49 protein-coding genes are annotated in these 23,919 nt (G+C 67.9%); all 49 read left to right on the forward strand.

Annotation, left to right across the window (positions count from 1 at the left end; genetic code table 11):
- The first annotated feature begins 38 nt into the window (after positions 1–38).
- The 49 genes from ACZ6ZP_RS22545 (at position 39) to ACZ6ZP_RS22785 (ending at position 23,846) form a co-directional block, all read left to right on the forward strand.
- Positions 39–470, forward strand: a complete 432-nt coding sequence (locus ACZ6ZP_RS22545) for an endonuclease VII domain-containing protein (RefSeq protein WP_469408037.1) — start codon at positions 39–41, stop codon at positions 468–470.
- A 99-nt stretch (positions 471–569) separates the two neighbouring features.
- A complete protein-coding gene (locus tag ACZ6ZP_RS22550; RefSeq protein WP_469408038.1) occupies positions 570–2,438 on the forward strand; it encodes a hypothetical protein in 1,869 nt (622 codons plus the stop codon).
- Between the two features lie 538 nt (positions 2,439–2,976).
- Positions 2,977–3,585, forward strand: a complete 609-nt coding sequence (locus ACZ6ZP_RS22555) for a hypothetical protein (protein WP_469408040.1) — start codon at positions 2,977–2,979, stop codon at positions 3,583–3,585.
- Positions 3,582–4,004, forward strand: coding sequence for a hypothetical protein (locus ACZ6ZP_RS22560; protein WP_469408041.1), 423 nt, complete (start codon positions 3,582–3,584; stop codon positions 4,002–4,004). The genes ACZ6ZP_RS22555 and ACZ6ZP_RS22560 overlap by 4 nt, the downstream gene beginning before the upstream one ends.
- A 46-nt stretch (positions 4,005–4,050) precedes the next feature.
- Positions 4,051–4,290 carry a BldC family transcriptional regulator gene (locus ACZ6ZP_RS22565; protein WP_469408043.1) on the forward strand — a complete coding sequence of 80 codons (240 nt, stop codon included), beginning with the start codon at positions 4,051–4,053 and terminating at the stop codon, positions 4,288–4,290.
- Positions 4,287–4,412, forward strand: a complete 126-nt coding sequence (locus tag ACZ6ZP_RS22570) for a hypothetical protein (protein ID WP_469408044.1) — start codon at positions 4,287–4,289, stop codon at positions 4,410–4,412. Before ACZ6ZP_RS22565 ends, ACZ6ZP_RS22570 begins: the two co-directional genes overlap by 4 nt.
- Before the next feature lie 20 nt (positions 4,413–4,432).
- Entirely contained in the window at positions 4,433–5,302 is an 870-nt protein-coding gene (locus ACZ6ZP_RS22575) for a hypothetical protein (protein ID WP_469408045.1), read from the forward strand.
- Positions 5,303–5,424: 122 nt separating this feature from the next.
- Positions 5,425–6,159: a VWA domain-containing protein gene (locus ACZ6ZP_RS22580; RefSeq protein WP_469408046.1), complete on the forward strand. Its 735-nt coding sequence runs from the start codon at positions 5,425–5,427 to the stop codon at positions 6,157–6,159.
- Complete coding sequence (locus ACZ6ZP_RS22585) at positions 6,159–6,410, forward strand: hypothetical protein (protein WP_469408047.1); 252 nt, start codon at positions 6,159–6,161, stop codon at positions 6,408–6,410. The genes ACZ6ZP_RS22580 and ACZ6ZP_RS22585 overlap by 1 nt, the downstream gene beginning before the upstream one ends.
- Positions 6,411–6,608: 198 nt before the next feature.
- Complete coding sequence (locus ACZ6ZP_RS22590; protein WP_469408048.1) at positions 6,609–7,037, forward strand: HNH endonuclease; 429 nt, start codon at positions 6,609–6,611, stop codon at positions 7,035–7,037.
- Positions 7,030–7,908 carry a bifunctional DNA primase/polymerase gene (locus ACZ6ZP_RS22595; RefSeq protein WP_469408049.1) on the forward strand — a complete coding sequence of 293 codons (879 nt, stop codon included), beginning with the start codon at positions 7,030–7,032 and terminating at the stop codon, positions 7,906–7,908. Before ACZ6ZP_RS22590 ends, ACZ6ZP_RS22595 begins: the two co-directional genes overlap by 8 nt.
- Positions 7,905–8,363 carry a hypothetical protein gene (locus tag ACZ6ZP_RS22600; RefSeq protein WP_469408051.1) on the forward strand — a complete coding sequence of 153 codons (459 nt, stop codon included), beginning with the start codon at positions 7,905–7,907 and terminating at the stop codon, positions 8,361–8,363. The genes ACZ6ZP_RS22595 and ACZ6ZP_RS22600 overlap by 4 nt, the downstream gene beginning before the upstream one ends.
- A gap of 190 nt (positions 8,364–8,553) precedes the next feature.
- Positions 8,554–9,378, forward strand: a complete 825-nt coding sequence (locus tag ACZ6ZP_RS22605) for a DUF2637 domain-containing protein (protein ID WP_469408053.1) — start codon at positions 8,554–8,556, stop codon at positions 9,376–9,378.
- The gene (locus ACZ6ZP_RS22610; protein ID WP_469408055.1) at positions 9,375–11,570 is read left to right on the forward strand and encodes an FtsK/SpoIIIE domain-containing protein; all 2,196 of its coding nucleotides are present in this window, start codon (positions 9,375–9,377) and stop codon (positions 11,568–11,570) included. Before ACZ6ZP_RS22605 ends, ACZ6ZP_RS22610 begins: the two co-directional genes overlap by 4 nt.
- A 160-nt stretch (positions 11,571–11,730) precedes the next feature.
- Positions 11,731–12,075, forward strand: coding sequence for a hypothetical protein (locus tag ACZ6ZP_RS22615; RefSeq protein ID WP_469408057.1), 345 nt, complete (start codon positions 11,731–11,733; stop codon positions 12,073–12,075).
- Between the two features lie 73 nt (positions 12,076–12,148).
- Positions 12,149–12,370 (forward strand): hypothetical protein, encoded by a 222-nt coding sequence (locus ACZ6ZP_RS22620; protein WP_469408058.1) that lies wholly within the window; start codon positions 12,149–12,151, stop codon positions 12,368–12,370.
- Between the two features lie 432 nt (positions 12,371–12,802).
- On the forward strand, positions 12,803–13,012 hold the full coding sequence (locus tag ACZ6ZP_RS22625; protein WP_469408060.1) for a hypothetical protein: 210 nt from the start codon (positions 12,803–12,805) through the stop codon (positions 13,010–13,012).
- Positions 13,013–13,014: 2 nt separating this feature from the next.
- A complete protein-coding gene (locus ACZ6ZP_RS22630) occupies positions 13,015–13,206 on the forward strand; it encodes a hypothetical protein (RefSeq protein WP_469408061.1) in 192 nt (63 codons plus the stop codon).
- 65 nt (positions 13,207–13,271) lie between these two features.
- Complete coding sequence (locus ACZ6ZP_RS22635; RefSeq protein WP_469408062.1) at positions 13,272–13,460, forward strand: hypothetical protein; 189 nt, start codon at positions 13,272–13,274, stop codon at positions 13,458–13,460.
- Between the two features lie 4 nt (positions 13,461–13,464).
- Entirely contained in the window at positions 13,465–13,662 is a 198-nt protein-coding gene (locus tag ACZ6ZP_RS22640) for a hypothetical protein (RefSeq protein ID WP_469408064.1), read from the forward strand.
- Positions 13,662–13,949, forward strand: a complete 288-nt coding sequence (locus ACZ6ZP_RS22645; protein ID WP_469408065.1) for a hypothetical protein — start codon at positions 13,662–13,664, stop codon at positions 13,947–13,949. Before ACZ6ZP_RS22640 ends, ACZ6ZP_RS22645 begins: the two co-directional genes overlap by 1 nt.
- Complete coding sequence (locus ACZ6ZP_RS22650) at positions 13,936–14,157, forward strand: hypothetical protein (RefSeq protein WP_469408066.1); 222 nt, start codon at positions 13,936–13,938, stop codon at positions 14,155–14,157. The genes ACZ6ZP_RS22645 and ACZ6ZP_RS22650 overlap by 14 nt, the downstream gene beginning before the upstream one ends.
- 1 nt (position 14,158) lies before the next feature.
- A complete protein-coding gene (locus ACZ6ZP_RS22655; protein WP_469408068.1) occupies positions 14,159–14,500 on the forward strand; it encodes a hypothetical protein in 342 nt (113 codons plus the stop codon).
- Positions 14,497–14,763 (forward strand): hypothetical protein, encoded by a 267-nt coding sequence (locus ACZ6ZP_RS22660; protein WP_469408069.1) that lies wholly within the window; start codon positions 14,497–14,499, stop codon positions 14,761–14,763. The genes ACZ6ZP_RS22655 and ACZ6ZP_RS22660 overlap by 4 nt, the downstream gene beginning before the upstream one ends.
- On the forward strand, positions 14,763–14,951 hold the full coding sequence (locus tag ACZ6ZP_RS22665) for a hypothetical protein (protein WP_469408070.1): 189 nt from the start codon (positions 14,763–14,765) through the stop codon (positions 14,949–14,951). The genes ACZ6ZP_RS22660 and ACZ6ZP_RS22665 overlap by 1 nt, the downstream gene beginning before the upstream one ends.
- Positions 14,948–15,253 carry a hypothetical protein gene (locus ACZ6ZP_RS22670; protein WP_469408072.1) on the forward strand — a complete coding sequence of 102 codons (306 nt, stop codon included), beginning with the start codon at positions 14,948–14,950 and terminating at the stop codon, positions 15,251–15,253. The genes ACZ6ZP_RS22665 and ACZ6ZP_RS22670 overlap by 4 nt, the downstream gene beginning before the upstream one ends.
- Complete coding sequence (locus ACZ6ZP_RS22675; protein ID WP_469408074.1) at positions 15,250–15,402, forward strand: hypothetical protein; 153 nt, start codon at positions 15,250–15,252, stop codon at positions 15,400–15,402. The genes ACZ6ZP_RS22670 and ACZ6ZP_RS22675 overlap by 4 nt, the downstream gene beginning before the upstream one ends.
- Before the next feature lie 15 nt (positions 15,403–15,417).
- Positions 15,418–16,335, forward strand: coding sequence for a LamG domain-containing protein (locus tag ACZ6ZP_RS22680; RefSeq protein WP_469408075.1), 918 nt, complete (start codon positions 15,418–15,420; stop codon positions 16,333–16,335).
- Complete coding sequence (locus ACZ6ZP_RS22685; protein ID WP_469408076.1) at positions 16,335–16,571, forward strand: hypothetical protein; 237 nt, start codon at positions 16,335–16,337, stop codon at positions 16,569–16,571. Before ACZ6ZP_RS22680 ends, ACZ6ZP_RS22685 begins: the two co-directional genes overlap by 1 nt.
- Positions 16,568–17,185, forward strand: a complete 618-nt coding sequence (locus tag ACZ6ZP_RS22690) for a hypothetical protein (RefSeq protein WP_469408077.1) — start codon at positions 16,568–16,570, stop codon at positions 17,183–17,185. Before ACZ6ZP_RS22685 ends, ACZ6ZP_RS22690 begins: the two co-directional genes overlap by 4 nt.
- Positions 17,175–17,540, forward strand: coding sequence for a hypothetical protein (locus ACZ6ZP_RS22695; protein ID WP_469408078.1), 366 nt, complete (start codon positions 17,175–17,177; stop codon positions 17,538–17,540). The genes ACZ6ZP_RS22690 and ACZ6ZP_RS22695 overlap by 11 nt, the downstream gene beginning before the upstream one ends.
- Positions 17,540–17,800, forward strand: coding sequence for a DUF7352 domain-containing protein (locus ACZ6ZP_RS22700; protein ID WP_469408080.1), 261 nt, complete (start codon positions 17,540–17,542; stop codon positions 17,798–17,800). Before ACZ6ZP_RS22695 ends, ACZ6ZP_RS22700 begins: the two co-directional genes overlap by 1 nt.
- Complete coding sequence (locus ACZ6ZP_RS22705) at positions 17,797–18,024, forward strand: hypothetical protein (protein ID WP_469408082.1); 228 nt, start codon at positions 17,797–17,799, stop codon at positions 18,022–18,024. The genes ACZ6ZP_RS22700 and ACZ6ZP_RS22705 overlap by 4 nt, the downstream gene beginning before the upstream one ends.
- Positions 18,021–18,173 (forward strand): hypothetical protein, encoded by a 153-nt coding sequence (locus ACZ6ZP_RS22710; RefSeq protein WP_469408083.1) that lies wholly within the window; start codon positions 18,021–18,023, stop codon positions 18,171–18,173. Before ACZ6ZP_RS22705 ends, ACZ6ZP_RS22710 begins: the two co-directional genes overlap by 4 nt.
- Entirely contained in the window at positions 18,170–18,361 is a 192-nt protein-coding gene (locus tag ACZ6ZP_RS22715; protein WP_469408084.1) for a hypothetical protein, read from the forward strand. The genes ACZ6ZP_RS22710 and ACZ6ZP_RS22715 overlap by 4 nt, the downstream gene beginning before the upstream one ends.
- On the forward strand, positions 18,358–18,648 hold the full coding sequence (locus tag ACZ6ZP_RS22720) for a hypothetical protein (protein WP_469408087.1): 291 nt from the start codon (positions 18,358–18,360) through the stop codon (positions 18,646–18,648). Before ACZ6ZP_RS22715 ends, ACZ6ZP_RS22720 begins: the two co-directional genes overlap by 4 nt.
- A 249-nt stretch (positions 18,649–18,897) precedes the next feature.
- A complete protein-coding gene (locus ACZ6ZP_RS22725; RefSeq protein WP_469408088.1) occupies positions 18,898–19,302 on the forward strand; it encodes an SsgA family sporulation/cell division regulator in 405 nt (134 codons plus the stop codon).
- Entirely contained in the window at positions 19,302–19,547 is a 246-nt protein-coding gene (locus tag ACZ6ZP_RS22730) for a hypothetical protein (RefSeq protein ID WP_469408090.1), read from the forward strand. Before ACZ6ZP_RS22725 ends, ACZ6ZP_RS22730 begins: the two co-directional genes overlap by 1 nt.
- A 20-nt stretch (positions 19,548–19,567) precedes the next feature.
- Positions 19,568–19,954, forward strand: coding sequence for an SLOG family protein (locus tag ACZ6ZP_RS22735; protein ID WP_469408378.1), 387 nt, complete (start codon positions 19,568–19,570; stop codon positions 19,952–19,954).
- Positions 19,951–20,904, forward strand: coding sequence for a hypothetical protein (locus ACZ6ZP_RS22740; protein WP_469408092.1), 954 nt, complete (start codon positions 19,951–19,953; stop codon positions 20,902–20,904). The genes ACZ6ZP_RS22735 and ACZ6ZP_RS22740 overlap by 4 nt, the downstream gene beginning before the upstream one ends.
- Positions 20,901–21,050, forward strand: coding sequence for a hypothetical protein (locus ACZ6ZP_RS22745; protein ID WP_469408093.1), 150 nt, complete (start codon positions 20,901–20,903; stop codon positions 21,048–21,050). The genes ACZ6ZP_RS22740 and ACZ6ZP_RS22745 overlap by 4 nt, the downstream gene beginning before the upstream one ends.
- Positions 21,040–21,339 (forward strand): hypothetical protein, encoded by a 300-nt coding sequence (locus ACZ6ZP_RS22750; RefSeq protein ID WP_469408095.1) that lies wholly within the window; start codon positions 21,040–21,042, stop codon positions 21,337–21,339. Before ACZ6ZP_RS22745 ends, ACZ6ZP_RS22750 begins: the two co-directional genes overlap by 11 nt.
- Before the next feature lie 71 nt (positions 21,340–21,410).
- Complete coding sequence (locus ACZ6ZP_RS22755) at positions 21,411–22,010, forward strand: hypothetical protein (protein ID WP_469408097.1); 600 nt, start codon at positions 21,411–21,413, stop codon at positions 22,008–22,010.
- Entirely contained in the window at positions 22,007–22,516 is a 510-nt protein-coding gene (locus ACZ6ZP_RS22760) for a hypothetical protein (RefSeq protein WP_469408098.1), read from the forward strand. Before ACZ6ZP_RS22755 ends, ACZ6ZP_RS22760 begins: the two co-directional genes overlap by 4 nt.
- On the forward strand, positions 22,509–22,781 hold the full coding sequence (locus tag ACZ6ZP_RS22765) for a hypothetical protein (protein ID WP_469408099.1): 273 nt from the start codon (positions 22,509–22,511) through the stop codon (positions 22,779–22,781). Before ACZ6ZP_RS22760 ends, ACZ6ZP_RS22765 begins: the two co-directional genes overlap by 8 nt.
- Complete coding sequence (locus ACZ6ZP_RS22770; RefSeq protein ID WP_469408100.1) at positions 22,778–23,167, forward strand: hypothetical protein; 390 nt, start codon at positions 22,778–22,780, stop codon at positions 23,165–23,167. Before ACZ6ZP_RS22765 ends, ACZ6ZP_RS22770 begins: the two co-directional genes overlap by 4 nt.
- A complete protein-coding gene (locus tag ACZ6ZP_RS22775) occupies positions 23,130–23,423 on the forward strand; it encodes a hypothetical protein (protein ID WP_469408102.1) in 294 nt (97 codons plus the stop codon). Before ACZ6ZP_RS22770 ends, ACZ6ZP_RS22775 begins: the two co-directional genes overlap by 38 nt.
- Positions 23,423–23,617: a hypothetical protein gene (locus ACZ6ZP_RS22780; protein WP_469408105.1), complete on the forward strand. Its 195-nt coding sequence runs from the start codon at positions 23,423–23,425 to the stop codon at positions 23,615–23,617. The genes ACZ6ZP_RS22775 and ACZ6ZP_RS22780 overlap by 1 nt, the downstream gene beginning before the upstream one ends.
- Positions 23,604–23,846 carry a hypothetical protein gene (locus tag ACZ6ZP_RS22785; RefSeq protein WP_469408107.1) on the forward strand — a complete coding sequence of 81 codons (243 nt, stop codon included), beginning with the start codon at positions 23,604–23,606 and terminating at the stop codon, positions 23,844–23,846. Before ACZ6ZP_RS22780 ends, ACZ6ZP_RS22785 begins: the two co-directional genes overlap by 14 nt.
- Positions 23,847–23,919 lie beyond the last annotated feature (73 nt).

Below are 23,919 nucleotides of genomic sequence, written 5' to 3' on the forward strand. Positions count from 1 at the left end.
CTTCATGGACCCGCGAGACAAATGGAAAGAGAGCGCCGATGCCGAAGAGGAAGCCCCGCTGCAAGGACTGCCCGCCGGACCTCAAAAGGCCCCGCCCCGCTCCGCACCCCGGACCGAGATGCACGACGCACGACCGCCAGGAGAAGAAGCGGCGTAAGGCAGTCAAGGCCGAGAACCAAGTACAGACGCGCTTCGGCCTGGCGCCCGGCGATTACGACAAGCTCCTGAGGCTCCAGGGCGGGCGCTGCGCGATCTGCACCCGCGGCAAGGGCATCAGAAGACGCCTGGCCGTGGACCACGACCACGCCTGCTGCGCGGGGCCGACCTCATGCGGTGCCTGCGTACGCGGCCTGGTGTGCGGCCCCTGCAATTCGATGCTCGCCCACGCCCGTGACGAACTCGACTTCTTCATCCGGGCGCACCGCTACTTGTTCACCCCACCCGCACGCCGGCTGAAAGGCGAGGCATGACCGACATCCCGCAATTCGACATCGGCGCCACCGGAGCGGGCTGCTTCTGGCTGTGCGTCCTGCTCTGGGCTTTCAGCCAGAGGATCAGGGGGCGCAGCCGTGGCCGCCGATAGGTTTCACTGCTTCTCCTGCCGCAAGAACATCATGGCGACGTCGGAGAACCGCTACCACAAGCACAACCGCGAGAAGGGCGTGGAATGCTCGCGCTCGAAGCGCGACATTCCCACCTGGCTGATCAGGCGGGGACCGGAGACCGCACCGGATGACGAACGCCCCGTCGTGGGGCGGGACTACGCCCCGTGCCCCGAGTGCAAACGCGCCCCGCTGCTGGACGCCGCAACGGGCCACTTCGTCGACCACATCAAGGACGTGTCGGCGCCCCCGGAAGAGCGCGAGCAGTGCCCGATGTCCGGCAAGCCGTACGAGAGCGGAGAGACACAGTGCCCGACTGCCGACAGCACCCCGGAGCCGGAAGCATCGGCGGACACTGCATGCGCTGCACCGTCTGCCCCCAACGAGTCAGAGGAGATGATCGACCAGTGGGCGCGGACAGCGCGAGAGATCGAGGACCGCAGGCAATCCCCGGAGTCGACGCCTACGCCGCAGGACTCGCCGAAGTCGTCGGACGCACCCGAGGCACGCTCGGGTGCGGAGAGCACCCCGACTGCTTCGACCCAGGCGCCGTCTGCCCCTGCGCCGACGGCATCGTCAGCGACCGGTGCAGTTCCCGAGGATGCAGCCGATCCGACACCGTGCTACATAGCGAAGGATCATCCGCCGCACCGGTGGCTGCACAAGAAGAAGGTCACGCAGTGCGCCGGGAAGCCTGCGCAGATGACTGTGCGTACGGAACCTGCGCAGGAGGCGCCCCCTGCGGAGGCTGCTGCCGCTGCAAGGGAGGCTGCGCCGTCCAGTACAACGAGCCTCCCGCCGACTGCCCCCACCCCGGACAGCACCACGCAGGAGCCTGCGGACCCGGCGCCTGCGGGTGTTCTGGAAGCGGCGACGCGGGAAGTCCAGAAGGTCATGCCGAGCGCGACGGTGGAGTACGACGCGACACCGATTCCGCTCCACAAGAACGGTGCCGCTACGCCGGTACCGGATGCGGCACCTTCGACGGCTGCGACCCCGACGGCCCCAGCCACTGCGCCGCCTTCGAGTAGCCCGTTCGCGCAGCCCGGTTCGCCGTTCAGCCAGCCCGGCAAGGCAGAACCCACACCGGCCGCCGTGCCGATGTCAGTGGAGGCTGAGAGAATCGCCGCCGGGCTGAAGCAGATGTTCTTCGACTACTGCAACCGCACAGAGCGCAGCAGGCAGAAGAGCATGGGGCCAAGCGGAGTCGGCACACCGTGCGACCGGCGCATAGCGATGACACTGCTCGACATCCCTGCGGTGAATCCGGGATGGATCGACAAGTGGGCGAGCTTCGTCGGGACATGCATCCACAACGGACTGGCTGAAGTTTTCGAGTGGGCCAACGCAGGAACCGGCCGGTACGCGATGGAAATGCCTCTCACCTTCCCGTCGGCCAATGTGCCCAAGGGAACGGGCGACTTGCTCGATCGTACGTACGCGATGTTCCTGGATCACAAGTCGCTCAGCGCGTACGGCATCAAGAAGTTCCAGCGCGAGGGACCGCCTCTTCACCACCGCGTCCAGGTCAACGTCTACGCGTACGGGGCGAGGCTCAAGGGCGAAGTCGTCGACCAGGTGGCCATCATCGGATGGCCACGCGAGGGCAACAGCCTGAACGACCTGTGCGTCTGGGTTGATCGGTACGACCCGCAGATGGCGCGCGATGCCTTGGCGCGAGTCGATCGGATCGCGGAGACGGTGGCCGCTTCATTCGGTTCGCCGACTACGCCACTCGAAGTTGCCCGTCAATTCCCCATCGCTGATGACTGCAAATTCTGCAATTGGTATGCGCCCGGCGATCCGGATATGACGCGCGGCTGTCCTGGTCGATAACCGAACTGACCTGGCAGGCTTGGCAGGTCCGGGCGCGCTCCGGTTAGGTCCGGCTAGGTGTGGTTGGTTAGGGCAGTCAGGGCACGGCTTGTTCCGCATGGCGGGGCGTTGTTCGGCTGTTTCGTCGCGGCGTGGAATGGCACCACTCGGCATTGCGTGGCAAGGCTCGGCAAGGCCGGGCAGGTGCGGCAAGTCTCGATTAGGCACGGCTCGTTAAGGCTTGGCGGGGCAGGGCAGGCCGGGCGTGGATTGTTCCGGCTTGGCACGGCATTTCTTGGCACGGCAGGCGAGGCGGTGCGGGGCTAGGTACGTCTAGGTAGGTCTTGGCGCGGCAGGCAGGGATAGGCGGGGCGCGTTCTGTTCAGGCAAGTCACGGTCTGGCGCGGCTAGGCAGGCGAGGCGAGTTGCGGCGCGCTTGGGCGACGTGCGGCTTGGCGCGACGCGGCAGGCTCGGCGGGGCGCGGCCAGTCGCGTTCAGGCAGGGCTCGATACGGCAAGGCAGGCATGGCATGGAAACACAACCCGCGAAGGAAAACACATGAGTGCTGAAATCCAGCTCGAAAAGATCGACGCGGAAACCATACGCGTTCCTCTCGTAGGGACGTCCCCGCTGATCGTGCACAAGTTCAGCGAAAAGGCCAAGCGTCAGATGCTGGACAACATGCAGGGACGCAAGTCGCCGAAGGAGCCGAAGAATCCTGAGGCAGAATACGAGGCGGCGTTCTACCGTCTGAAGGACGGTGGCTACGGCTTCCCCGTCATCGCCTTCAAGGCGGCGACGATAGGCGGCGCCCGCTTCTACCAGGGCGTGACCATGACCGCGCTGCGGCAGTTCATGTTCTTCCGCGGAGAGATCGGAGACGACGGCCGTGGGATGACGCGCATCGAGGGAACCCCGCACATGCGCGAGGACACTGTGACGGTCGGTCGCGGTGGCCATGACCTGCGCTACCGCCCGGAGTTCCCGGAGTGGACGGCCTCGCTGGACGTCACCTACGTGACCTCGATGCTGACGCGCGGCTCGGTTCTATCGCTCATCGACGCGGGTGGCATGGGTGTCGGCGTAGGGGAGTGGCGCCCCGAGAAGGGCGGCGACTTCGGCTGCTACCGACTGGACGACTCGAAGGAAGTCGAGGTCATCTCGTGAGCCTGCGGGATCAGTTGCAGGTCATTTACGACCAGCGGGGGCAGCTGACTCCCGCCTTGGTCGTCGAAGAGGCCCGCGACACAGCGCACCCCCTGCATCACCGCTTCGAGTGGGACGACTCCGTGGCGGGCGAGAAGTACCGCCAGCATCAGGCCCACGAGCTGATCCGGTCGGTGAAGGTGGTCTACCGCGAGGCGAACGAGGACGGCCCCGCCAAGTCGGTGCGCGCCTACCACGCGGTGCGGCGCGAACACGGCCACGTGTACGAGCCGGTCGACACCGTTCTGGCCGACGACTTCACCCGCCGCCTGGTGCTCGCCGACATGGCCCGCGAGTGGCAGGCGCTGAAGCGCCGCTACCAGGATTTCGAGGAATTCGCCGCCATGGTGCGCGCCGACATCGAGGACGAAGCCGCTTGACCCCGGCAGGCCGGGCTTGATGTGGAAAGGCCAGGCTCGGTACGGCGTGGCAGGCGAGGACATCAACCACCCGCAGGAGGTGACAGATATGGAACTCGACTATGAGCGGCTGCTCACCACGGGCGAGGTCGCAGCGATCTTCCGCGTCAACCGGCGCACCGTCGCCCGGTGGGCCAACGAAGGCCGTCTTGATGCCGTACGCACCCCGGGCAATCACCGGCGCTTTCGCGAGAAGGAGATCCGCGCGGCACTCGCATCCGGCACCAAGGAGCGTGAAGCGGCATGACGCTGATCCTCGCGGCCCTGCACCGCCTCTTCCCCGCCCTGCACCGCTGGACGGAGACGGCTCACGGACCACTGCACTGGATCTGCGCCGGTTGCGAGGCGCAGAGATACGAACTCCCGTAAGAGACAAGGAAGAAGGCCAAGTGACCACTCCACAGAACCCGTTCGCGCAGCCCGACCGTGGCGACCGGTTCGTGCCGCGCGACCACCCCGAATGGATCGGCAAGCTGTTCCTGTTCTACCCGGACAGCGTCAGCCAGCAGATGGGCACCGGCCAGAACGGACAGCCCGAGCCGTACGAGGCAGTCGAGGCGGACATCGTCATCATCGACCTGATCAGCCAGGAGACGGGGCAGCCGACGGTGCTGTCCAACGCCCGTGTCGGCGGCAAGGCGCTGGTCCCGCAGATCAAGAAGCACACGGGCGGCGGCATGGTGCTGGGCAGGCTTGCCCAGACGGCCGCGCAGGGGCAGAAGTCCGGCGCCTTCTACCTCGCGGAGTACTCCGACGCCGATCAGCAGATGGCGATGCAGTACATCGCGACGCACCCTCGCAACCAGTTCACGCAGCCCACCGCGCAGCAGGCGCCTGCAGCGCAGGGACAGCCGCAACCGTGGGGGCAGGCGCCCGCTCAGCAGGCTCCGCAGGCGCAGCCTCAGTACGCCTCGCAACAGCTGCCGTACGACCCGTGGCAGGGCACGCAGGCGGCGGCTCCCGCGGGCCCTCAGCCGGGGCAGTGGGGGGCGCCTGCCGCTTCAGTGCAGGCAGCCCCTGCCCAGACGCCCCCTGCCTCTCCGTCTGCATGGGGAGCGCCGCCACAGGGCGGACAGCAGGGTGTACCCCCGGCTGCGAACCAGGCCCCGGCTGCCCCGCAGCCTGCTCCTACCGCCCTTGATCCCGGACTGGCTCAGTTCCTCCGGGACAAGGGCGTGAACCCCGAAGGGATGACCAACGAGCAGGCAACGATGATCGCCCAGACGTTCGGGGCGCAGTCACAGCAGCCGCCCTTCTAGATCCACCGCAGCACCACGACGGACGCACCCACCGGGTCGCGTCCTTTTTTTATGCCCGCAGCCGGGAGCCCGCTACATCCGGGCGGCTCCCGGCTGCGCCTTGACCCGCGAGAGGAACCCGCATGTTCCGCAGCAAGAAGACGAACGCACCCCTGCCCGCCCCGAGCGGCAGCGGTCCGGCCATCACGCTCGACAAGGTCCCGTCCGGACTGGTCAACCTGACCAAGACGGCAGCCGTCAGCCTGGAGAAGTCCGGGCTCACCGGCCAGCGCGCCGCCGTGTACCTGGTCCTCGATCACTCGGGGAGCATGCGCCGGTTCTACAGCGACGGCAGCGTCCAGCGGTTGGCAGAGCAGGCGCTCGGACTGTCCGCCAACCTGGACGACGACGGCACGGTGCCGCTCGTCTACTTCGCGGGCGGCGCATCGCGTCCGGTGCCCGTCAGTCTCAGCGACTACGCCGGAGTGATCGACAGGACGCATCACGCCGTGCAGTGGGGCACCACGAACTACGCCGCCGCAATGAGCGCCGTCGTCCAGCATCATCAGTCGTCGGGTGCGTCTGATCCGGCGCTGGTCATCTTCCAGAGTGACGGCGCCCCCAACAGCAGGCCCGAAGCGGAGCGTGCCCTCAAGGACGCTTCCGCACTGCCGCTGTTCTGGTCCTTCGTCGGCTTCGGCGACCGCATCGAGTTCCTGGAGAAGCTGGACGATCTGCGCGGCCGGACGGTCGACAACGCGTCCTTCTTTCACGCCGCCGACCCGCACGCCGTGAGCAACGCGGAGCTGTACGACGGCATCACCCACGAGTACGCGGGCTGGCTGGCCGCCGCATCGGCAGCGGGGATCGTCCGGTGATGCGGCGCCTGTTCGTCGCGGCCCTCGCCGCCTTCGCGCTGGTCCTGGCCGGTTGCGGGCCGAGCTACCCCGAGGGGCCCGCTGGAACGGTCGTGGACAAGGACCGCGACTACAAGCCGTCGACCAAGACCTACAAGTACGAGCTGGCGACCCGCGACAAGAAGGGCGCAGAGCACGAGTTCGAGGTGTCCAGCGACGACTACGACGACTGCTATCGCGGCTCGAAGTACCCGAAGTGCACCAAGCGCTGAACCAGAGGGGCTCCGGAAGGGGCCCCTCGGCGTGCCTGGAAAGGAGGCGACATGGCGCCGTGCAAGCATCCGGATGGGTGCCCAAAAGAGGCTCGACTCTCCGGATGGTGCGGCATGCATCATCAACGAATACAGCGACACGGTGCAGTTGGCCCTGCAGCTCCGATAGACCGCAAATCGAATCCCTTGATTCGATTCATGGCCAAGGTCAGACGTGATCCAATCTCAGGCTGTCTTCTCTGGACCAAGGGTGCCGACGCCGACGGATACGGCCTATTCACAGTGAACGGCAGGACGATGCGCGCCCACCGGTGGATCTTCCAGGAAAAGCACGGCTACCTACCGGTGGTCGTCAGGCATCGCTGCGACACCCCGGCCTGCGTGGACTGGGAGCGCTGTCTCATAGGCGGAACCGAAGCCGACAACATGCGAGACAAGCTTTCTCGTGGTCGACAGACCAAAGGCGAAGCCGTGAATACATGCAAGCTGACGGCAGTCGAGGTACTGGATATTCGAGCCGAGTACGCAGTGGGCATCCTGACTCAAGCCATGCTGGCCGAGGTGTACGGCGTCACGCAGGCGCAGATAAGCGCTATCACGCGACGAGAAACCTGGACGCATGTCTAACCTGATTGGTCCCGCTATCGCCGCAGTGCAGCGCGGGTTCCATATTTTCCCCGTCCAGCCCGGCGAGAAGACGCCGCACCGGCTGCGACCGGGGCAGCCCTACACGATCAAGTGGTCGGAGGAAGCGACCGTCGACCTTGATCGCGTCATCGAAGTCTGGTCGTGGTCGCCGTCAGCGAACATCGGAGTCGCTTGCAAGCCGAGCGGTCTGCTGGTCATCGACTGCGATCTGCCGAAGCGACCCGGCCAGCTCGAAGGCACACCGTACGAGGCGCTGCACTCCAAGCTGGGCGCCCTGGTCGACGGCACTGACGTGCTGCGCTACATGTGCGAGCAGTACGGCGGCAACTGGAACCAGCTCATGGACACCTACCTGGTGCAGACCACTCGGCTCGGTCTCCACATCCACACCCGGTGGCCACCCGGCATTACAGCCTCGCAGGCCTCGCCCGTCAAAGGACTGGTCGACGTACGTGGCAACGGGGGGCTTCACGGCGGCTACGTGCTGGGCGCTGGCTCGCGCACCCCAGCCGGCCCCTACGTCGCAGAGAACGCACTGCCCGTGCGCGACGCCCCGCCGTGGCTGGTCGAACTCTGCCGCGAGAAGCCCGCCCCCGCGCGGCCCCTCTTCGCACAGCCACGCCGCGGCGGCTCGATCGGCGGACTGGTCGACACCGTCCGCAACGCGGCCCCCGGGAACCGCTCGAACGCCCTGTACTGGGCTGCCCGCTCCGCGTGCTCCGACGGCGTGTCCATCGAGACGGCCATCGACGAACTCAGCGCCGCCTACAGCGGCGACGGCGGGCAGCGCCAGGCGGAAGCAACGATCCGCAGCGCGTACCGCAACCAGCAGAGAAAGGAGGGACAGTGAGCCGCCCGGTCATCACCTGCGCCCACTGCGGTGAGAAGGCCACGCACAAGGCCCGTGGATGGTGCAGCCGCTGCTATCGGCGCTGGCTCCACTACGGCAAGCCCGAGGGCGGGCCGCCGCCCCCGCGCGTCATCGACTGCGGCACGGTGCAGGGCTGGGACAAGCACATGCGGGACGGCACCGAGCCGTGCGACGAGTGCCGGGCAGTTCACAACACCGCCGTGCGCAACCACTACCGATCGGCAGGCAAGCCCGTCCAGTTCGGGAAGGAGCGCTTCTACACCGAGCCGACCGAGCGCGCCGACTGGGACGAGGAGCAGAAGCGGACGGCGCGCAACGTCGCCCTTGCGACTCCGCTCCCGGCGGACCGCCGCCTGCTGCTCGAAGCACTGGGACTCGCGCCCTCCTCCGCACCCCGGCAGACGCGCATCGGACCGCGAGTCGGAACCTCATGACACACAGGAAGGAGAGAAACAGCGCCCCACCCGCAACCCCGAGCCCCACCCGGGGTGTTGCGGGGTAGCGGATACCGCCCACCGCTTGCCCCGTTCGAAGCGGCGGGCGTAGAGCGGAATCACGACCCGCGCACCCCGGCCGACGATGCCAGTCGCCGACCGGGGCACTTGACCAGGGAGCACAACCTCCATGGCCCGCACAGCAGTTAAGGCCGCAAAGCCTGCGGCGATCAAGAGTTCTGACACGTTTCCCGTTTCCTCTTCCGACGCCTCGCGCGTCCTGACCCTGCTGGCCGTCATCGCGGCTGTGGCCACCGTCGCCCTGACGGGCGGCGCCTTCTGGCTTTCATACGAACACCTTCACGATGTCGCGGCGGCGCAGGGCCTGAAGCACTCGCCCGCCAGGGCGTGGGCATGGCCGGGCACCGTCGACCTGTTCATCGTGATCGGTGAGGTGCTGATCCTGCGCGCCTCGCTGATGCGGCGGATCGACTGGTGGGCCATCGCCCTGTCCGTCGCCGGATCGCTCGGCTCGATCGCGCTGAACGTCGCAGGGGTGGGAGTCGGCGCCGAACCGATGGACTACGTCGTCGCCGCGGTGCCGCCGGTGGCCGCTCTGCTCGCCTTCGGCGCGCTCATGCGCCAGGTGCACGAGGCGATCGCGCGGCGCGTCGCAACGGGGCCCGTTGCACCCCCCGTTGCAGTGCAACGCGCCCCCGTTGCAGCCATCTGCGCGGCCGTGACCGTGCGGCCTCCCGCATGGATCGGCGCCGCACCCGCGGATGTCCGCCTGCTGCCCGTCGTGGCGGCGGATGCAACGCCCGTGGCAGTGCCGGTGCAGGGGCGTGGCGAGATGCTCACGACCAGCGAGGTGGCCGAGCGGCTGAACGTCAGCCCGGAGACCGTCCGGTCGTGGAAGCGCCGCAACAAACTGACCCCCGTTGCAACGGACCCGGACGGCGGCACGCACCTCTTCGACGCCCGCGATGTCGAGAAGCTGCGGGGTGCGCCGTGAGCATCCCCGACGGCGCGACGGGCAGCGTCATCAACGGCACCGAGCAGAAGGTGCGGTTCACCAAGGTCACGGGCACAGAGCAGAGCGAAACGTACGCACTCGATCCCGAGGCGCCGCCGCAGCCCGTGGACACCCCTGAAGTGGCCGCGGACACCGGCTCATGGATCGAGGAGCGCCAGGCCTACCTGGCAGACGCGCCCGCGGTACTGCCCTCCTGGCTGCGCAGCATGCGGGAGTTCACTTCCAACGCGTACTGGACGCTGGCCTACAGCGCCCACCTCAGCGCCTTTCACCTGCTGCGCCTGCCCGTTTACCTGGTGCGTCTGCTCCTGTGCTCGCCCCGCGGCGTGGGGCGTCTCATCATCCGGTGGGGCAAGTGGGTTGCGGACACCGAAGCGCGGCCGGTGGAGGCCAGGGCGGCGGCGACCGCCGACATCACGGCCTGGCTGGCCCTGTCGCGGGAGCACTCGCGCAGAGTCCATCCCCGCCGCATCGCGTCCCTGGTGGTGGGCTGCTTCGCTGCGCTGATCCTGCTGGTCGCCGCGCTGATCGTGCCTCTGTGGTGCGCGGGCGCGGTGACCGCTCTGCTGACACTGGCCGGCGCGCACGGACGCCGCGGGGACAAGCCGATCGTCACCCGCTATCTCTCCATCCACCTGCAACGCCCGCTGGACAGCGAAGAACTGACGCGAGCCATCGAGGACGTCGGCATCAAGGGCGTACCGCGGTTCGTCGGGCCCATCGCCATCGACGGGCCAGGCTGGCTGGCGCAGATCGACCTGCCCGGTGCAACGCTCGCGGAGACCTTGCTGGACAAGCGCAAGGAGCTGGCCGCCGCCATGCGCCGGCCGCTTCAGTGCGTCTGGCCGTCGGTCGGCACTGAGCATCCCGGCCGCGCCAACGTCTGGGTGGCCAAGAAAGATCCGCGCACCATCAAGCGGCCGTGGCCGCTGCTGGACGGCGGCACCGTCGACTTCTACGGGGAGTTCCCGTTCGGCTTCACGCCCAAGGGCGACAAGGTCCCGCTCGCCGTCATCGGTACGAACGTGCTGATCGGCGGGGTGATGGGATCGGGCAAGACATCGGCGGTCAGCACGATCGCCTGCGCGGGGGCACTCGATCCGACCTGCGAAAAGCACCTGTACGAACTCAAGGGCTCCGGTGACATGGAGGGCCTGAAGCCCATCTGTCACCGCTACGTCCAGGGCGACGACGACGAACACTGCGAAGCCGCACTGGACGGCGCCTATCTGCTGGAAAGGGAGATGAAGCGGCGCAAGAAGATCGTCGCCGAACTCCCGATCGAGGACGTCCCCACCGGGCGCAAGGTCACGCGCAAGCTGGCATCGAAGTACCCGCGCCTGAGGCTGCATCCGATCCTCGCGATCTTCGATGAGGTGCACACGCTCTTCGAGCACCCGGTGTACGGCAAGGAGGCCGAGGCGGTGTTCGCCCGGCTGATCCGCAAGGCCCGCGCATACGGGATCATTCTGGTTCTGACCACGCAGCGGCCGGACGCCAAGTCGATCCCGAAGAAGATCAGTGACAACGCGATTGTGCGCTTCTGCCTGGCGATCTCGGGCCACACCGCCAATGACCTGGTGCTCGGCACCGGCATGTACAAGCGTGGGGTCCGAGCTTCAATCTTCGAGCCTGCCGAAGGCGACGACCCGAAGGACAGCGGTACCGGATGGCTCGCACGGTCCGCGACCAACGCGAAGATCGTGCGTGCGTACTTCATCACGCAGCTGGAGATGCGCGAGGTCGCCCGGCGGGCGCTCGCCCTGCGCACGGCGGCGGGGACGCTGTCGGGCGAGGCAGTCGGCCAGCAGATCGAGAAGGTCGACCGCACGACGATCGCCGACCACGTACACGCCGTGTGGCCCGACGGCGCCGAAGCCGTGCACTCCCACCGCCTGGTCGAATCCCTCGCGTTGTACCTGCCTGAGCTGTACGGCGCGTGGATGCAGACCGAGAAGCCGCTGAGCGAGATGGGCCCGGACGAAGTGCGTGACGTCCAGGTCGTCCGGTCGACGGCCCTGTCCGCCGCCTTGAAGGCGCACAGGATTCCGACCCGTCAGATCACCATTCGCGACTGCTGCGGCGGCGCCAAGGGCGTGCGTTTCGCCGATCTTCCCGCCCCACGGGACTTCAGCGAGGACGACGAAGAAGCGGTTTCGGAAGGGCGTTGAGGTTTCACCCCGCCCCGAAATCGGTTTCGACCCCGATATCCCCGTGATCAAGCACCTGACGTGCAGTGATTTCGGGTTTCGACCATGCCGCGCACACCCCCGGATCAGCCGCTGAACGGCTTTTGCGAGACCCCCGCAACCCGTACCCGAAGGGACACCCATGCCCCGTCACTACTCGAAGACACAGATGGTCCGCCGCGTCTGGCTCAGCGGACGCATAGCCAAGCAGGCCGCGGCCGATGACCCGCTGGGCGAGGAATCCTGCGTCGATCCGCGCTTCCAGAGGGAGATCGAGAAGATCGACGAGGCGGCCGAGGAAGAGGGCGGCTACCTGGCGTACGCCGCGAAGAGGCAGCTGGACGAAGCCCGCCGTGCCGCCGCCGCGGCGAAGGTCAAGCTCAATGCCGCTGCCCCGAAGGACAAGCGCAAGGCGCGCATCGCCAAGAACGACGCCGACGGGGCGCTGAAGCGTGCTGAGCGTGCGGCCCGCAAGGCGGGGCTCTGACGGTTGCCCGATCCGTCGCTCTCGCAGCGGCGGTGAGGGGAGCCGGGAGGGTCCCCGCTCCGGAGAGGCCACCGTGACCGCACGCCACTACATGAAGGCCGGAAGCATCGACCAGGCCGATCTGATCGCCGACATCGAGGACGACATCGTTTCTGCGCACGGCGCCGCGAAGGATCTGGACGCAGTCGGGTCGCCGCGGGCGCAGAGTATGCACGACGCCGCTGACTCGTACCTCGATGAGCTGGCAGACGCCAAGGCCGGTACCTGGCAGCCCAACCACCCCATACAGACCTGATGCGCCCCCCGCCGCCCGGTCAGTGCCGTCAGTGCTGGGCACACGCCTATGACTCCTCCATCCACCGGCGCCTGGCCCCCGGCCAGGACTGCGGGCCGTGCTTGGACCACATGCACAACGGATGCCCCCCGGAAATGATCGTGCCCAAGAAGGAATCCATCTGGTGGTGACCAAGTGATCAATCCAGAAACCGGCGCAGAGATCGAGACAGAGGAAGACGGCGACTTCACCGTCATCTTCTCGATGAAGCTGCCGCCCGAGCCCGACGACACCGACGAAGGCTGAACCGCCATGCAACACCCCCCGTTGCAGCCGTGGCAGCCACACCACGACACCCCGCCGCAGGCTCCGCAGTACCTGGGCACTGACGAGTACGGCCGGCCTGTGTACGGCACGCCTGCCACGCCCCCTGCAACGGGGGGCGCCCAACCGTTGCAGCCCCTCGCTGCACGGCCGTGGGGCGCCTACCTCGCGGGCGGCTGCCTGGCCGTGATCGCGCTCGCCGTGCTCGGTACCGTTGCAGTCTTCCTGATGCTCGGTCTGGCCGCCGTTGCAGTGTCCGTTGCACTCACGGCGGTGGCAGTGACGATCTGCGTCCTCGTGCTGCGCTCGATGTGGCGGCAGTACCTGAAGGAGAAGTGACCATGAGCATCTTCCGCCGCAGTGAAACGCCGTCCCACGACGACACCCGCACCCGCAACTTGCTCGACGACGCGGAGGCCTCTTTCGAAGAGGAACCAGACAGCGAGTTCACGCAAACCGTCATGAGCGGCCTGATGAGCGACGTGATGACCAAGCCCTATCCGCCGCCCGGTCACGGCTACCCGCGCCGCTGACCCACCACCCGCACCCGCGCCCCGGTCAACTTGACCGGGGCTTCCTCGTGAGAGGAGCACGCAAGGTGCCCGACCCGCGCTGGCACATCGTCTGGATCGACGAAGAGGCAGACGGGTGGGTCGTCCGCTGCCTGCCGCACGGGCACATCAGCTGCGCGGCGACTCATCTCGAAGCCTTCACGCGCGCCTACCTGCACGACTTCGACGTCACGGGAGACCTGACCATGTCCACGGCTGTAACAGAAGGCGGTTGACGACATGCCCTTCATGGCGCTGACCATCGCCGAACTGAGACTGCGCGCCTCGCAGCTGCGCCTCAAGGCGGCGGCACTCGACTACAAGATCCCCGGCGAGGGAGTGACCGTACAGTCGCGGCGCTTCCGCCAGGCCGGGCGCTACGTCCAGCAGGCCGCCGACTACGAGGCGCTGGCCAAGCTCGCGGAGGTGGATGAGTAGTGGGCGACAAGATGACCTGTCCCGGCTGTCAGTCGCACAGTTCCAGCGTCCTCAATGACTTCATGGACGGTGTGCCGTGCCGCTTCTGCGGGCTATCCGCTACAGCGGCCCTGGAGATCCAGACGGTTCAGCGGTCCCGCGCCGACGACGCCCTGAAGCAACGCGTCGAGGAGCTGGTCAAGGAAGTCGACCAGCTCAAGCGACGGGCTGAGCTGGCGGAAGAGCACATGATCCGCATCCGTGATGCAACGGACGACTACATGCGAACACGCCGTGGCGAAGGGTAAGCGCCCCACCGCCAACGAGATATCAGACGAAGCCCTGGCGAAGATCCGCGCCGACATCGCGCGGTGGAAGCCGGGGCTTTTCGCTGCCGAAGTGGCGCCCGGTCCGGCCTGCCAGTGCGGGCTGGCCGAGCACTACATCACCGGCAATCGCGGCTACACCCGCTACGGCATTCCGTCGCTGGTGTGCCACCGGCACAAGGAGACATGACATGCCGATCAACACTGACCTGCTCCTGGAAATCCGCGAGCAGATCACAGCCCACCCCGAGACGCACGATCAGAACAACTGGGGCGAGCGCACCGAATGCGGAACGACCCACTGCATCGCCGGTTGGGCGGGTGTTCTCACCGGCGCCCAGCTCGACTGGCGCGGCGAGAAAGGCTGGTCGGAGCAGGTGTACTACCTGAACGGCCAGGACCCGGAAATCTACGCCGGATCGGTTATGGGCCTCAATCCATTCGAAGCGCACCGCCTCTTCTACGAGTACAACAACTCCGACGCCCTGAACGTGCTCGATGAACTGATTGAGAAGGGCAAGAACGCGTCATGAGCAGGCGAACACGGCGCCAAGCCGTCGCGTTGCCCCCGCCGCAGTCCGAGGTGCCCAGTTGGGGCAAGCGCGCTTACTGCCCCGGCTGCGGCGACGTGCAGCGCAATTACGGGCGGTGGCCCCACCTGTACGGCGAGGTGGTCACACCGCACTCCCGAGAGGTCGCCGACGACGCGGTCAAGGACAGGACGTTCACGGAGCCCGTCACGTCGGTGCGCTGCCCCGGCGGCCCGGTGGACCTCGTGAAGGACAGGGCCCCGTAATGGCTCAGCCAGTGCCCCGGGAAGACGCCCTGCCGCAGTACCAGGCCAGCATCCGCTTCGGTCCCGCCGACAGTGTCCCGCTGGACTTCAAGCCGCCCTACGAGATCACCGTCCACGGTCCGGCGGCGTTCGTGGCGCATGTCGTCACCGCCGCGGCCGACGCCTTCGAGGAGGATGCGCAGCGATGAACTTCCCTGTACTAGCCACGCTGGGCGCCGGGCTGGCCGTCATCGCCCTTGTCGGGATCATCAGCAGGCGCATAGCCCAGTACCGCTGCCACGGCCTCATCGCTCTGGCCGACGGGCTGTTCGCCGTCCAGGACTTCCGCCAGGGCCGCCACGGATGGGCCATCTGGGACACGGCGCTGTGCGCCCTGTTCGCCTGGCTGTGGTGGCACGGCGGCGGAGGCGACGACACCAAGCGCCGACTGCGCCGCCTCGCGCGCCACTTCCAGGGAGTGCGGCGCACGGCGCCGGTGGGCGCGGCGTGAGCGAGCCCGACCAGGAGCGCTACCGCTGCCCTCGCTGCGGTGACGAGATGCACCTGGAATTCGCCCGAACGCATGAGCCGATCTGCACATGGGCGAGCCGCAATGAAGCGCGGGACATCGAGACCTTCCTGCTGGAGATCTTCCCGTAACCATGAAGGGACACCATGCCTAAGCACGCACGCAGGCGCCGCAAGGCGCTGATCACCACCACCTCCGGGGCCGCTCTCGTAGCGGCCCTTCTTCTTGCCCCCGGCGCCGACGGCGCACCGTCGCCCAACGCGATGCCCAAGGGCGACCTGCCGGGCTGGAAGCAGGTGTACGCGGAGAATTTCAACTCGGCCGTCAGCGCCCCGGTGAAGACCGGGTCGTTCAGCGGCTGCAACCACTACGCCGACACCCCGCGTGCGTACTGCTCGGGGCTCACCGGGAAGTGGCGCGACACCCTGTGGGCCTACCCGTCTGGCTGGGAGGACACCGCGAACAGCGGGGCCGACGGCAACACCGGGGCCCCGTTCGGCGGCACCTACGAGCCGCACAAGACGGTGTCCATCGGCAAGGGCTACGACGGCGGCGGCACGCTCAAGGTGTCGATGTACCGGCCGGCCAGCGGGGGCAGCAACGTCGTGGGCACGGTCGTGCCACGCAAGTGCATGGACCTGCGCGACGGCCGGTACAGCGCCCGCGTCAAGGTCACCCGCGCCGACTCCGGGTTCAAGTCCGCGTGGCTGCGCTACGAGGGCAGCAGGGCAGAGGTCGACTATCCCGAGGTCGACGACTACCGCGGCGGCAACGTCGCCGCGCACAGCCACGGCCGCGGCGCTGAGTGGAACGTCCAGACCAGCGCCTACATGACGACGGCGCACACCTACACGTGGGAGCGGCGCGGCAGCACGGTGACCGTCTACCTGGACGGCAAGAAGCTGCGGTCTGGCCCGACCACGCTGACGTCGTCCAGCTGGGTGTGGCAGAACGAGAGCCGGATCATCGGCGACCGCAAGTTGCCCAACCGCGGCTACGCGAAGCCGGGGGCGCGGGCCGTCCTCGAAGTCACGTGGGCAACTTGCTACAAGGCGGTGGGGTGATGAAGCCGAGCGTTGGACGCATCGTCCACTACACCGTCATGGGCGACGAAGGACCGGAGTGCACGGCCGCCATCGTCACCGAGCTGGGCTCATACCCGGACCGCGATACGCCGCACTTGGGGTTGGCGCTCCTGCTGCCGACGTCACTCGCCTTCGCGCGGGACGTCGCGCCGTCGGATGACCCCGGCTTTGGCAACGAGCCCGGTACGTGGCACTGGCCGGAGCGTGAGTCATGACTCTCGACACCCGCATCTACGTCCTCGACAAGGTCGACCCGACCGAGACGTTCATGTTCTGCCGGGGGCTGCTCGGAGCGACCGACCGGCACACGTGGGACGCGACGCAGGACAAGACATGGCGCCGCGGTGAGTCGTTCATCGAGCCGGCCAACCCCTGGACGATGCAGAACAACCTGGGTCAGGGGCTGCCCGCATGGCTGATGCTGCACTACCGGCCGAACGCTCCGCTGCGTACGCCGGAAGAGGGGGCGGCCCATGACGGTGACTGCAACATCCCCGGCAACAAGTACTACGACAAGGAGTCGCCGGACTGCGACGGCACGCACGCATGGCGGCGTGCCTGCTGGCTGACGGTCTCCTTCGACACCGCGTACGGCTACAGCGACGACCGCGGCTACGGATGCGGCGATCTGCATGCCGAGTACATCGCGCGCCTTGGGCAGTGGCTCGATCATCAGCGCGTGCGCTGGGAGTGGATGAACGAGTTCACCGGCGAGATCCACAGCGGATACGAGCGACTCACCGACCTCGGACGCGGGGGCGCCAACGCTGCCTCGTGGTTCATGGGCACGGTGCTGCCTGCGATCTCGGAGGCACACCATGGGAGTTGACTTCACTCACTGCGACGCGCATTGGGCATACAGCGGATTCAGCCGCTTCCGCAGGGCGGTTGCCGCGCACGAGGGCATCGACCTGGACGTCATGGACGGCTTCCGCCGCTACGGCGACGACCGCCCCCGCATGTCCTGGGAGACCGTGACCAGCCCACTGAAGCCCCTGCTCGATCACTCCGACTGCGACGGCGAACTCACGCCAGCGGAGTGCCGACAGGTGGCGCCACGGTTGCGCGAGGTCATCGAGGCCCTGTGGCCTGACCAGGACCATGGCGACCGTCAGCGCGGGCTTGAGCTGGTCGACGGAATGGAGGCGGCGGCAGCCGCTGGCGAGCCCTTGGAGTTCTACTGATGAGCGAGATCTACCGCTACGAGGTGCCGGTCGATGACCAGTGGCACCGCATCGAACTGCGGGGCGAGGTGCTGCACGTCGCTACCCGCTCCGTGAACAAGGTCGAATTCTGGGCCATGCACAGCGACGACCACCCCGGCCACGCCTGGGACTTCCGGGTGTACGGCACCGGGCACCCGCTGCCCGCTGACGCCTTCTACGACGGCACTGCATTCGCCGGACCGCTCGTCTGGCACCTGATGCGGAGGGCTGTCTCATGAAGACCCGCACCCACGACCCGTCGTGTAACTACGGGCTGAACGGCGGCGGCGGCGCGCTGCCCTGCACCTGCGGCGTGAGCCCGCGCGGCCTGACACCGGACCAGATGATCCGGGTCATCGCGCTGCGCATGGCGCTCTGGCACAAGGCGGGCAGCCCTGCGACGTCTCCTGAGATCGTCGCCGTCGCCGCGAACTACGAGCACTACATCCGAGGTGAACAGTGACCAGCCAAGACCAGTCCGACCCGACCGTGTTCGGGCCCGTCGACCCCGACCCCGAGCCCGACGGCGCGCGCCCCGGCTGGACGAGCCTGGACGCCGACGACCCGCGCGTCCTCGCCTTCATGGCGGCCAAGGGCGGGGACGATCAATGACCCGTCCCTTCACCCGGCCCGACGCCCCCGCGCAGCCGCCCGGGGGCGTCCGCCGTTTCACGGCCGCGTACTCCAGCGGCTGCAAGCGGTGCGGCCTGGAGATCGAGCCCGGCGACCACGCGGGCTACATCGACGACGACACCGAGGCGTCGTGCCCGGACTGCTGCGACGAAGCGGAGGACACGTGACGATCGTCGACCGCCCACCGGACGTCCGCGTCTTCGGGCCCGAATACATCCCGCGCGTCCCGTACGAGCCGTACGTGCTCAATGCCGACGGGACCAGGGGCTACTGGGGAGACGACGTCCTGCGCTGCAAGGCCTGCAACTGCCGCATCCGCACGGGAGAACTGATCCCCGCGCTGATGGACATCTGGTGCGCAGCCTGCTGCGACAAGAATGAAGCGCGCATGAGGGACGGATGCCCGATCTGCGGCGAACCGTTCCCCTGCCTGAAGCACGGCAACGGGCAGTGAACGACATCCTCACAGTGGCCGCGTGCGGCGGCGTGGGGGGCCTGGTGGGCGCGTGGGTCAACGCCGCCTTCTTCAGCCCTCACGGCCGCCGCCGCGGCCCGCACCGGCGCCCCTGGCAGCGGAGCCCGCTGCCGCCGCCATCCTCCGAAGCCGAGACCGAGAAGCTGCCGATCGTCGACGAGAAACATCCGCCCCGGTCTTCGTGACCGGGGCTTTTGCATGTCCACCCGCGCACTCCAAGGGGGAGTGATGATCCACCAGCCGATAGACCTGGAACTGATCTGCAACAACGGCAGCCTTGCGCCGCTGCCTGCCGTACTGCGGTACAGCGCCCGCGACCCGTACGCCGTCGCCCTGGACATCACCAAGCCGGACGGCGAGCACACCGTCTGGATCTTCGCCCGCGAACTGCTCGCCGACGGCATCAGCGCGGTGGGCACCGTGGGCGAGGGCGACGTGAAGGTGCAGCGCCACCCCAGCGGCGCCATCACCGTCCAGGTGTCCAGCGAGGAGGGCAAGGCCGCATTCGCCATCGGCTCCCACGGGATCGAGGCGCTGCTGAGCGCGAGCTATCTCCAGGTCCCCGAGGGCATGGAGTCCGGGCACCTGGACGTCGGCGCCACGCTCGCCGCGATCCTGGGGGAGGCGGCGTAATGCCTGAGCAGAAGACCGTGCGTGACTTCGCGGTGCACGAACTCAACACCACGCGTACCGACCTCAACCAGGCGCGTGACCTCACTGCCGACCAGCTCATTGCGGGATGCGCGGTACGCGCGGATCTTGCCATCGCCGCCGCCCTGCTGGACGTCGCGGACGCGATCTGCCGCAGCGGCAACACGGGAGCCGCGATCGAACGGGCCGTAGGCGGGCTCAGCACCGTCATGGGGCAGCGCCGGTGAGCGCCCCGTACCGCATTCTCGTGACGGGCTCGCGGGACTGGGAAGACAAGGGTGCCGTCTGGCATGCACTCGCCTACACCATGCCCACGGTGCCGGTCGACCAGGAGGTAATCGTCGTCCATGGGGCGTGCCCGACCGGCGCTGATGCGATGGCTGACGAGTGGGCTCGCGGATACGGCGCCACTGTCGAGCGGCACCCCGCGCCGGACTTCGGACCGTGGCCGGCCTGCGGACCGAAGCGCAACGCGCACATGGTCAACCTTGGCGCGGACATCTGCCTTGCCTTCATCGGGCCGTGCACCTCACCGCGGTGCACGCGCCTGCGTCCGCACCCCTCGCATGGCGCGAGCGGCTGCGCGGCGCTCGCGGAGAAGGCAGGCATACCCACAAGGAGGTGGACGGCGTGAGCATCCGCGACACCTGGCAGTGGCTCGCCTTCTTCGTCACCGGCCGCGTGCCGGGGCAGGGCGGCCGACTGCCGGAATACGAGCCGCACGAGGGCGACCAGCCGGTGATGTTGTCGGAGGGCAAGCGCGTCGTCGACCCGGATGAAGCCGAGGCGCTGGGGCTCACCGCGGACGCGAGGCGGATGCGGGCGCGGAGCGACACCCCGTGCAGTCACAGCGGAATCGGTGTGTCGACCTGGTTCGACCGCTCTGTGTGCCCGGAGCCGTGCGGCTCGATGCACAACCGGTGTACGCGATGCGGTCGTGCCGTCGATGACGCATGCCTGAACGAGCGGATCACAGAGGGCATCAAGGCCGCGCGCCGCGGTGAGACGCACGACCTCGGTGACTTCGCGCAGTACCTCAGCGACGACACGGACCTGACCGAGGCCGACATCGACCAGATGATGGCCGAGGGCACGCCTACTGAGATCGTTGTGCCGCCCTCGCGCAGCGGATCGGACGCGTTCCACAGCCGGTGCGTCCAGGCGCTGCACGACGCGGACGCGCACTCCTGCCAGGAGCAGGACGGCGTGGACTACGTGGCGCTGGCCGACGCGGTGACGCGCGTACGCGACAAGAACATGCACGTCCTGCGCGAGTGGGTCCGGGAGCTGTCCGCAGGGACCTGCGATGCATCGGCCGTCGCCGGACTGGGCGGGATGACGTTCGGTCCCTGCGTCCTGCGCCACCGGCATCAAGGACCACTCCACAAGGCCGCTGACGGGTCGTCGTGGGTGGCGCTGGACGACACCGTCCCCGTCCCCAGGGACGCGCTGAAGCGCCTCGTAGAGGTGGCGCGGTACGTGGCGGCCAGCGAGCCGTACCCCGACCCTGTGGCCGCCATACGCGCGCTCGGAGCGCTGGACGACGCGGGGCTGCTCGATCAGTTCAGGGAGGACGGCACGTGATCTATCGCCTCGTGCAGTTCCTCGACTGGGCATTCCACCGCAGCCGCCTGGACTACCGGGTGGGCGACGGCACGGGGTGGTCGTGGGTCTGCGACAAGTGGGAATCCCTCAACACCGACCAGGAGGAGAGCCGCGATGCGCGGTGAGTTCGAAGAGGTGCCCGCGATCCAGGCGGGCAAGCGGTGCGGCATCGAGTGGACGCCGTGGATGGGGGACTGGTTCACGTCCTGGTCGCCGCGCAACAGCAACAGCAACGCGGAAGGACCGTGGGATCACTGGGTGGATCTCGCGATCAAGATCCTGGCCGACCCGATGACGGCGATCGTGCGGCCCGAAGCGCACGCGGTCGCCGTGACGCTTGACAGCCACGACTTCTACACCGAGACGAACCGTGACCTCACGGAGGCCGAGCTGAACGCGCGCTTCGGGGAGTAGCGGCCCCCACCACCCCGCCCGCCACCCGATCCGGGGGCGGGCTTTCGCATGCCCGGAAGGGAACACCCGCAATGATCGAGAACACACAGGACCCGCAGAGCATGGAACTCACCGCTCTGCTCGCCTTCGCCACCGGTGACGCAAGCGCCGTCATCGAGAACCAGGAGCGGGCCGGCCAGGCGCAGCTGGTCCACTCCGACCAGCTGCCCGCGCAGATGCACGACCCCCGCGCCGATTTCGAGGCGTTGGGCTTCACCTTCGGCGAGGCCGACGCCCGTGACCCGCTGTTCCTCCCGGCGACGCTGCCCGACGGCTGGAAGCGCGAAGGCTCGGACCACGCCATGTGGTCGTACATCACCGACCAGCTCGGGCGGCGGCGCGTGCGGATCTTCTACAAGGCGGCGTTCTACGACCGCAGCGCCCACATGTCGCTGGACACCGTGCACGGCTACGTCGGCGAGTGCGTCTACGACGGCAAAGAGATCGTCACCGACGCCACGTGGGCGACCCGTGAGGCAGTAGCCCAGGTGGCGCGTGAAGGCCGCGACCACGCTGCCGAGCAAGTCGAGTTCTGGACCAGGCACGGCGACGAGAAGTACGTCACCGAGTACGCCGCTGAGCGCGACACCTACGCGGCCCTGGTCGCGAAGTACGAGGCGATCGACTCATGAGGCGTGTCGGCACCACCCCGCAGCAGCGTGGCTCGCTGACGGGCGACACCTGCCCCGACGTCATCGAGCTGGACAGCGGCGGCTATCTCGTCATCGGGAAGCTCGCACCACCCGGGACCGAGATCCCCGAAGAGCTCAACGCCCATGTAGGCGACGGGGAAGAAGCCGTCATCGTGCCGCGCAGCTGCATCACGGCCGCGGTGCGGCAGATCGCGGGGGAGGACGCGGGCGGGCACGACGGCCGCAACGCCTACCGGGCGTACGGCGTCACCGTCGACTTCCTGAACTTCCGCGGTGACCCGATGCCGGAATGGGACGACCTCCCGGCGAAGATCCGCGCCGCGTGGGTCAACGCTGCGACGGGCGTACACATCCGCAGCCGTCTCGCCGCGGCCCAGAAGCTCAAGGCGTACGCGGATGCCATGACGAACCAGGACCTGGCCGACGGTATCCGCCACGCCGTGGGGCTCATCGACCCGCATGATCCGAGGAGCCTCGATGACTGACCTCACCATCGTCCACGCCGACCAGACCTGTGAGTCGCACCCCTCGCAGTGGGACGCGTGGACGGACGGCTACCAGTACCTGTACCTGCGCTTCAGGTGCGGCATCGGCACGGTGGACGCGTACGCGAACAGCGATCCCGAGACGTGGGAGCGCATCCCTGACGGCGCAGTCGCCCGCTTCACGCGCGGGGACACCTGGGACAGCGAGATCGGGCTGAAGGAGTTCTGCGAACGCGCGGGGCTGCGACTGGAGTTGACACGGTGAGCGACAACCTGAAGGCAGTGGCCCGGCTCCTCAAGGCCGGGTACACACCTGAGTCGGTCGCCCTGGCGGTGGCCCATGGCAACTTGGGAGCTCTCTGTGCGGCCCGCTGCAACGACGACCGGGTCCTGCGCTTCGACAGCCCGGAGAAGCTGCACGGGACCTTCGAGCGGCTGATCCAAGAGTACGGAGACGACCCCGACCTGTCCCGTGTGTCGTACACGCGCGGTGGCGAGCGGATCGACTTCCGCGACGGGGTCTCTCTTCTGTTCTGCGAGAAGCACCCCTACCGGCGCTACGGGCAGGGCGACGTCACCGGGATACCGGGACTGATCGGACTGGAGGTGAGCGGTGAGTGCGCGCTACCGCGTCGACTGCCTCAACCCTGAGTGCCGGTGGACCGGCTACCGGCGCAACGCATACGAGTGCGAGTGCTACGACTACGTGTGCAATGCCGAGGCGCCCGGCAGCGGCTGCCCCAACGGGGCCAACCTGTTCGCCAACTGCCCGCGCTGCAAGAGCGACTGGATACCTGAGGGAACGTTCGGGTCGTACCTCGCCGTACGTACGGTCTGGTCGCGCGAGATGGCCGCATGGATCGTCGCCGGACGGGCGAAGCTGCAACGAGAAAGGACGACCACCTGATGGGCACCGGCAACACCACCCCGCCCGACCGCTTCACGCCGGAACTTGAGGCGATGATCGCGGTCATGTCGGGGGACCTGGACAGCGCGCGGCAGTGGGTTGCGCGACTGTCCGGCCCTCAGCGCGAGGCACTGCGAGTGCATCTGGCGGCGCTGGACGGGCTGCTGGCGGGGATGAGCGATGAACTGGCGTGAGATCCACACCCGTCCAGCGCCGGGACTCCAGAAGCTCTCTGACGCGCTGCTCGGCCTTCCTGAGCCCCTGCACTGCGAGCTGGTCACGGAGATCCACGAAGCGATCGCCCACGACCTTGCCGAGAAGATCCGCGAAGGTGAGGGCGCCTCGATCCAGTACGGCGAACCGATCTGCCACTGCGACAACTTGATCGATCCGGAGGTGAGCAATGACCCGCAAGAGCAGTGATCCAACCGAAGGCGCGTGCCCCGAGTGCCGCAAATCGATCCCCCTGGTTGACCGCCGGGGGGATCTTGTTTTG

The sequence above is a fragment of the Streptomyces sp. NPDC054047 genome (assembly GCF_055585065.1).

Bases quoted from the DNA above. Each gene is read 5' to 3' on its own strand.
- ACZ6ZP_RS22545 (WP_469408037.1), top strand. From the start codon at position 39: ATGCCGAAGAGGAAGCCCCGCTGCAAGGACTGCCCGCCGGACCTCAAA.
- ACZ6ZP_RS22555 (WP_469408040.1), top strand. From the start codon at position 2,977: ATGAGTGCTGAAATCCAGCTCGAAAAGATCGACGCGGAAACCATACGC.
- ACZ6ZP_RS22570 (WP_469408044.1), top strand. From the start codon at position 4,287: ATGACGCTGATCCTCGCGGCCCTGCACCGCCTCTTCCCCGCCCTGCAC.
- ACZ6ZP_RS22580 (WP_469408046.1), top strand. From the start codon at position 5,425: ATGTTCCGCAGCAAGAAGACGAACGCACCCCTGCCCGCCCCGAGCGGC.
- ACZ6ZP_RS22585 (WP_469408047.1), top strand. From the start codon at position 6,159: ATGCGGCGCCTGTTCGTCGCGGCCCTCGCCGCCTTCGCGCTGGTCCTG.
- ACZ6ZP_RS22590 (WP_469408048.1), top strand. From the start codon at position 6,609: ATGGCCAAGGTCAGACGTGATCCAATCTCAGGCTGTCTTCTCTGGACC.
- ACZ6ZP_RS22595 (WP_469408049.1), top strand. From the start codon at position 7,030: ATGTCTAACCTGATTGGTCCCGCTATCGCCGCAGTGCAGCGCGGGTTC.
- ACZ6ZP_RS22605 (WP_469408053.1), top strand. From the start codon at position 8,554: ATGGCCCGCACAGCAGTTAAGGCCGCAAAGCCTGCGGCGATCAAGAGT.
- ACZ6ZP_RS22615 (WP_469408057.1), top strand. From the start codon at position 11,731: ATGCCCCGTCACTACTCGAAGACACAGATGGTCCGCCGCGTCTGGCTC.
- ACZ6ZP_RS22630 (WP_469408061.1), top strand. From the start codon at position 13,015: ATGAGCATCTTCCGCCGCAGTGAAACGCCGTCCCACGACGACACCCGC.
- ACZ6ZP_RS22640 (WP_469408064.1), top strand. From the start codon at position 13,465: ATGCCCTTCATGGCGCTGACCATCGCCGAACTGAGACTGCGCGCCTCG.
- ACZ6ZP_RS22655 (WP_469408068.1), top strand. From the start codon at position 14,159: ATGCCGATCAACACTGACCTGCTCCTGGAAATCCGCGAGCAGATCACA.
- ACZ6ZP_RS22660 (WP_469408069.1), top strand. From the start codon at position 14,497: ATGAGCAGGCGAACACGGCGCCAAGCCGTCGCGTTGCCCCCGCCGCAG.
- ACZ6ZP_RS22665 (WP_469408070.1), top strand. From the start codon at position 14,763: ATGGCTCAGCCAGTGCCCCGGGAAGACGCCCTGCCGCAGTACCAGGCC.
- ACZ6ZP_RS22670 (WP_469408072.1), top strand. From the start codon at position 14,948: ATGAACTTCCCTGTACTAGCCACGCTGGGCGCCGGGCTGGCCGTCATC.
- ACZ6ZP_RS22680 (WP_469408075.1), top strand. From the start codon at position 15,418: ATGCCTAAGCACGCACGCAGGCGCCGCAAGGCGCTGATCACCACCACC.
- ACZ6ZP_RS22685 (WP_469408076.1), top strand. From the start codon at position 16,335: ATGAAGCCGAGCGTTGGACGCATCGTCCACTACACCGTCATGGGCGAC.
- ACZ6ZP_RS22690 (WP_469408077.1), top strand. From the start codon at position 16,568: ATGACTCTCGACACCCGCATCTACGTCCTCGACAAGGTCGACCCGACC.
- ACZ6ZP_RS22695 (WP_469408078.1), top strand. From the start codon at position 17,175: ATGGGAGTTGACTTCACTCACTGCGACGCGCATTGGGCATACAGCGGA.
- ACZ6ZP_RS22700 (WP_469408080.1), top strand. From the start codon at position 17,540: ATGAGCGAGATCTACCGCTACGAGGTGCCGGTCGATGACCAGTGGCAC.
- ACZ6ZP_RS22705 (WP_469408082.1), top strand. From the start codon at position 17,797: ATGAAGACCCGCACCCACGACCCGTCGTGTAACTACGGGCTGAACGGC.
- ACZ6ZP_RS22715 (WP_469408084.1), top strand. From the start codon at position 18,170: ATGACCCGTCCCTTCACCCGGCCCGACGCCCCCGCGCAGCCGCCCGGG.
- ACZ6ZP_RS22725 (WP_469408088.1), top strand. From the start codon at position 18,898: ATGATCCACCAGCCGATAGACCTGGAACTGATCTGCAACAACGGCAGC.
- ACZ6ZP_RS22730 (WP_469408090.1), top strand. From the start codon at position 19,302: ATGCCTGAGCAGAAGACCGTGCGTGACTTCGCGGTGCACGAACTCAAC.
- ACZ6ZP_RS22750 (WP_469408095.1), top strand. From the start codon at position 21,040: ATGCGCGGTGAGTTCGAAGAGGTGCCCGCGATCCAGGCGGGCAAGCGG.
- ACZ6ZP_RS22755 (WP_469408097.1), top strand. From the start codon at position 21,411: ATGATCGAGAACACACAGGACCCGCAGAGCATGGAACTCACCGCTCTG.
- ACZ6ZP_RS22760 (WP_469408098.1), top strand. From the start codon at position 22,007: ATGAGGCGTGTCGGCACCACCCCGCAGCAGCGTGGCTCGCTGACGGGC.
- ACZ6ZP_RS22765 (WP_469408099.1), top strand. From the start codon at position 22,509: ATGACTGACCTCACCATCGTCCACGCCGACCAGACCTGTGAGTCGCAC.
- ACZ6ZP_RS22780 (WP_469408105.1), top strand. From the start codon at position 23,423: ATGGGCACCGGCAACACCACCCCGCCCGACCGCTTCACGCCGGAACTT.
- ACZ6ZP_RS22785 (WP_469408107.1), top strand. From the start codon at position 23,604: ATGAACTGGCGTGAGATCCACACCCGTCCAGCGCCGGGACTCCAGAAG.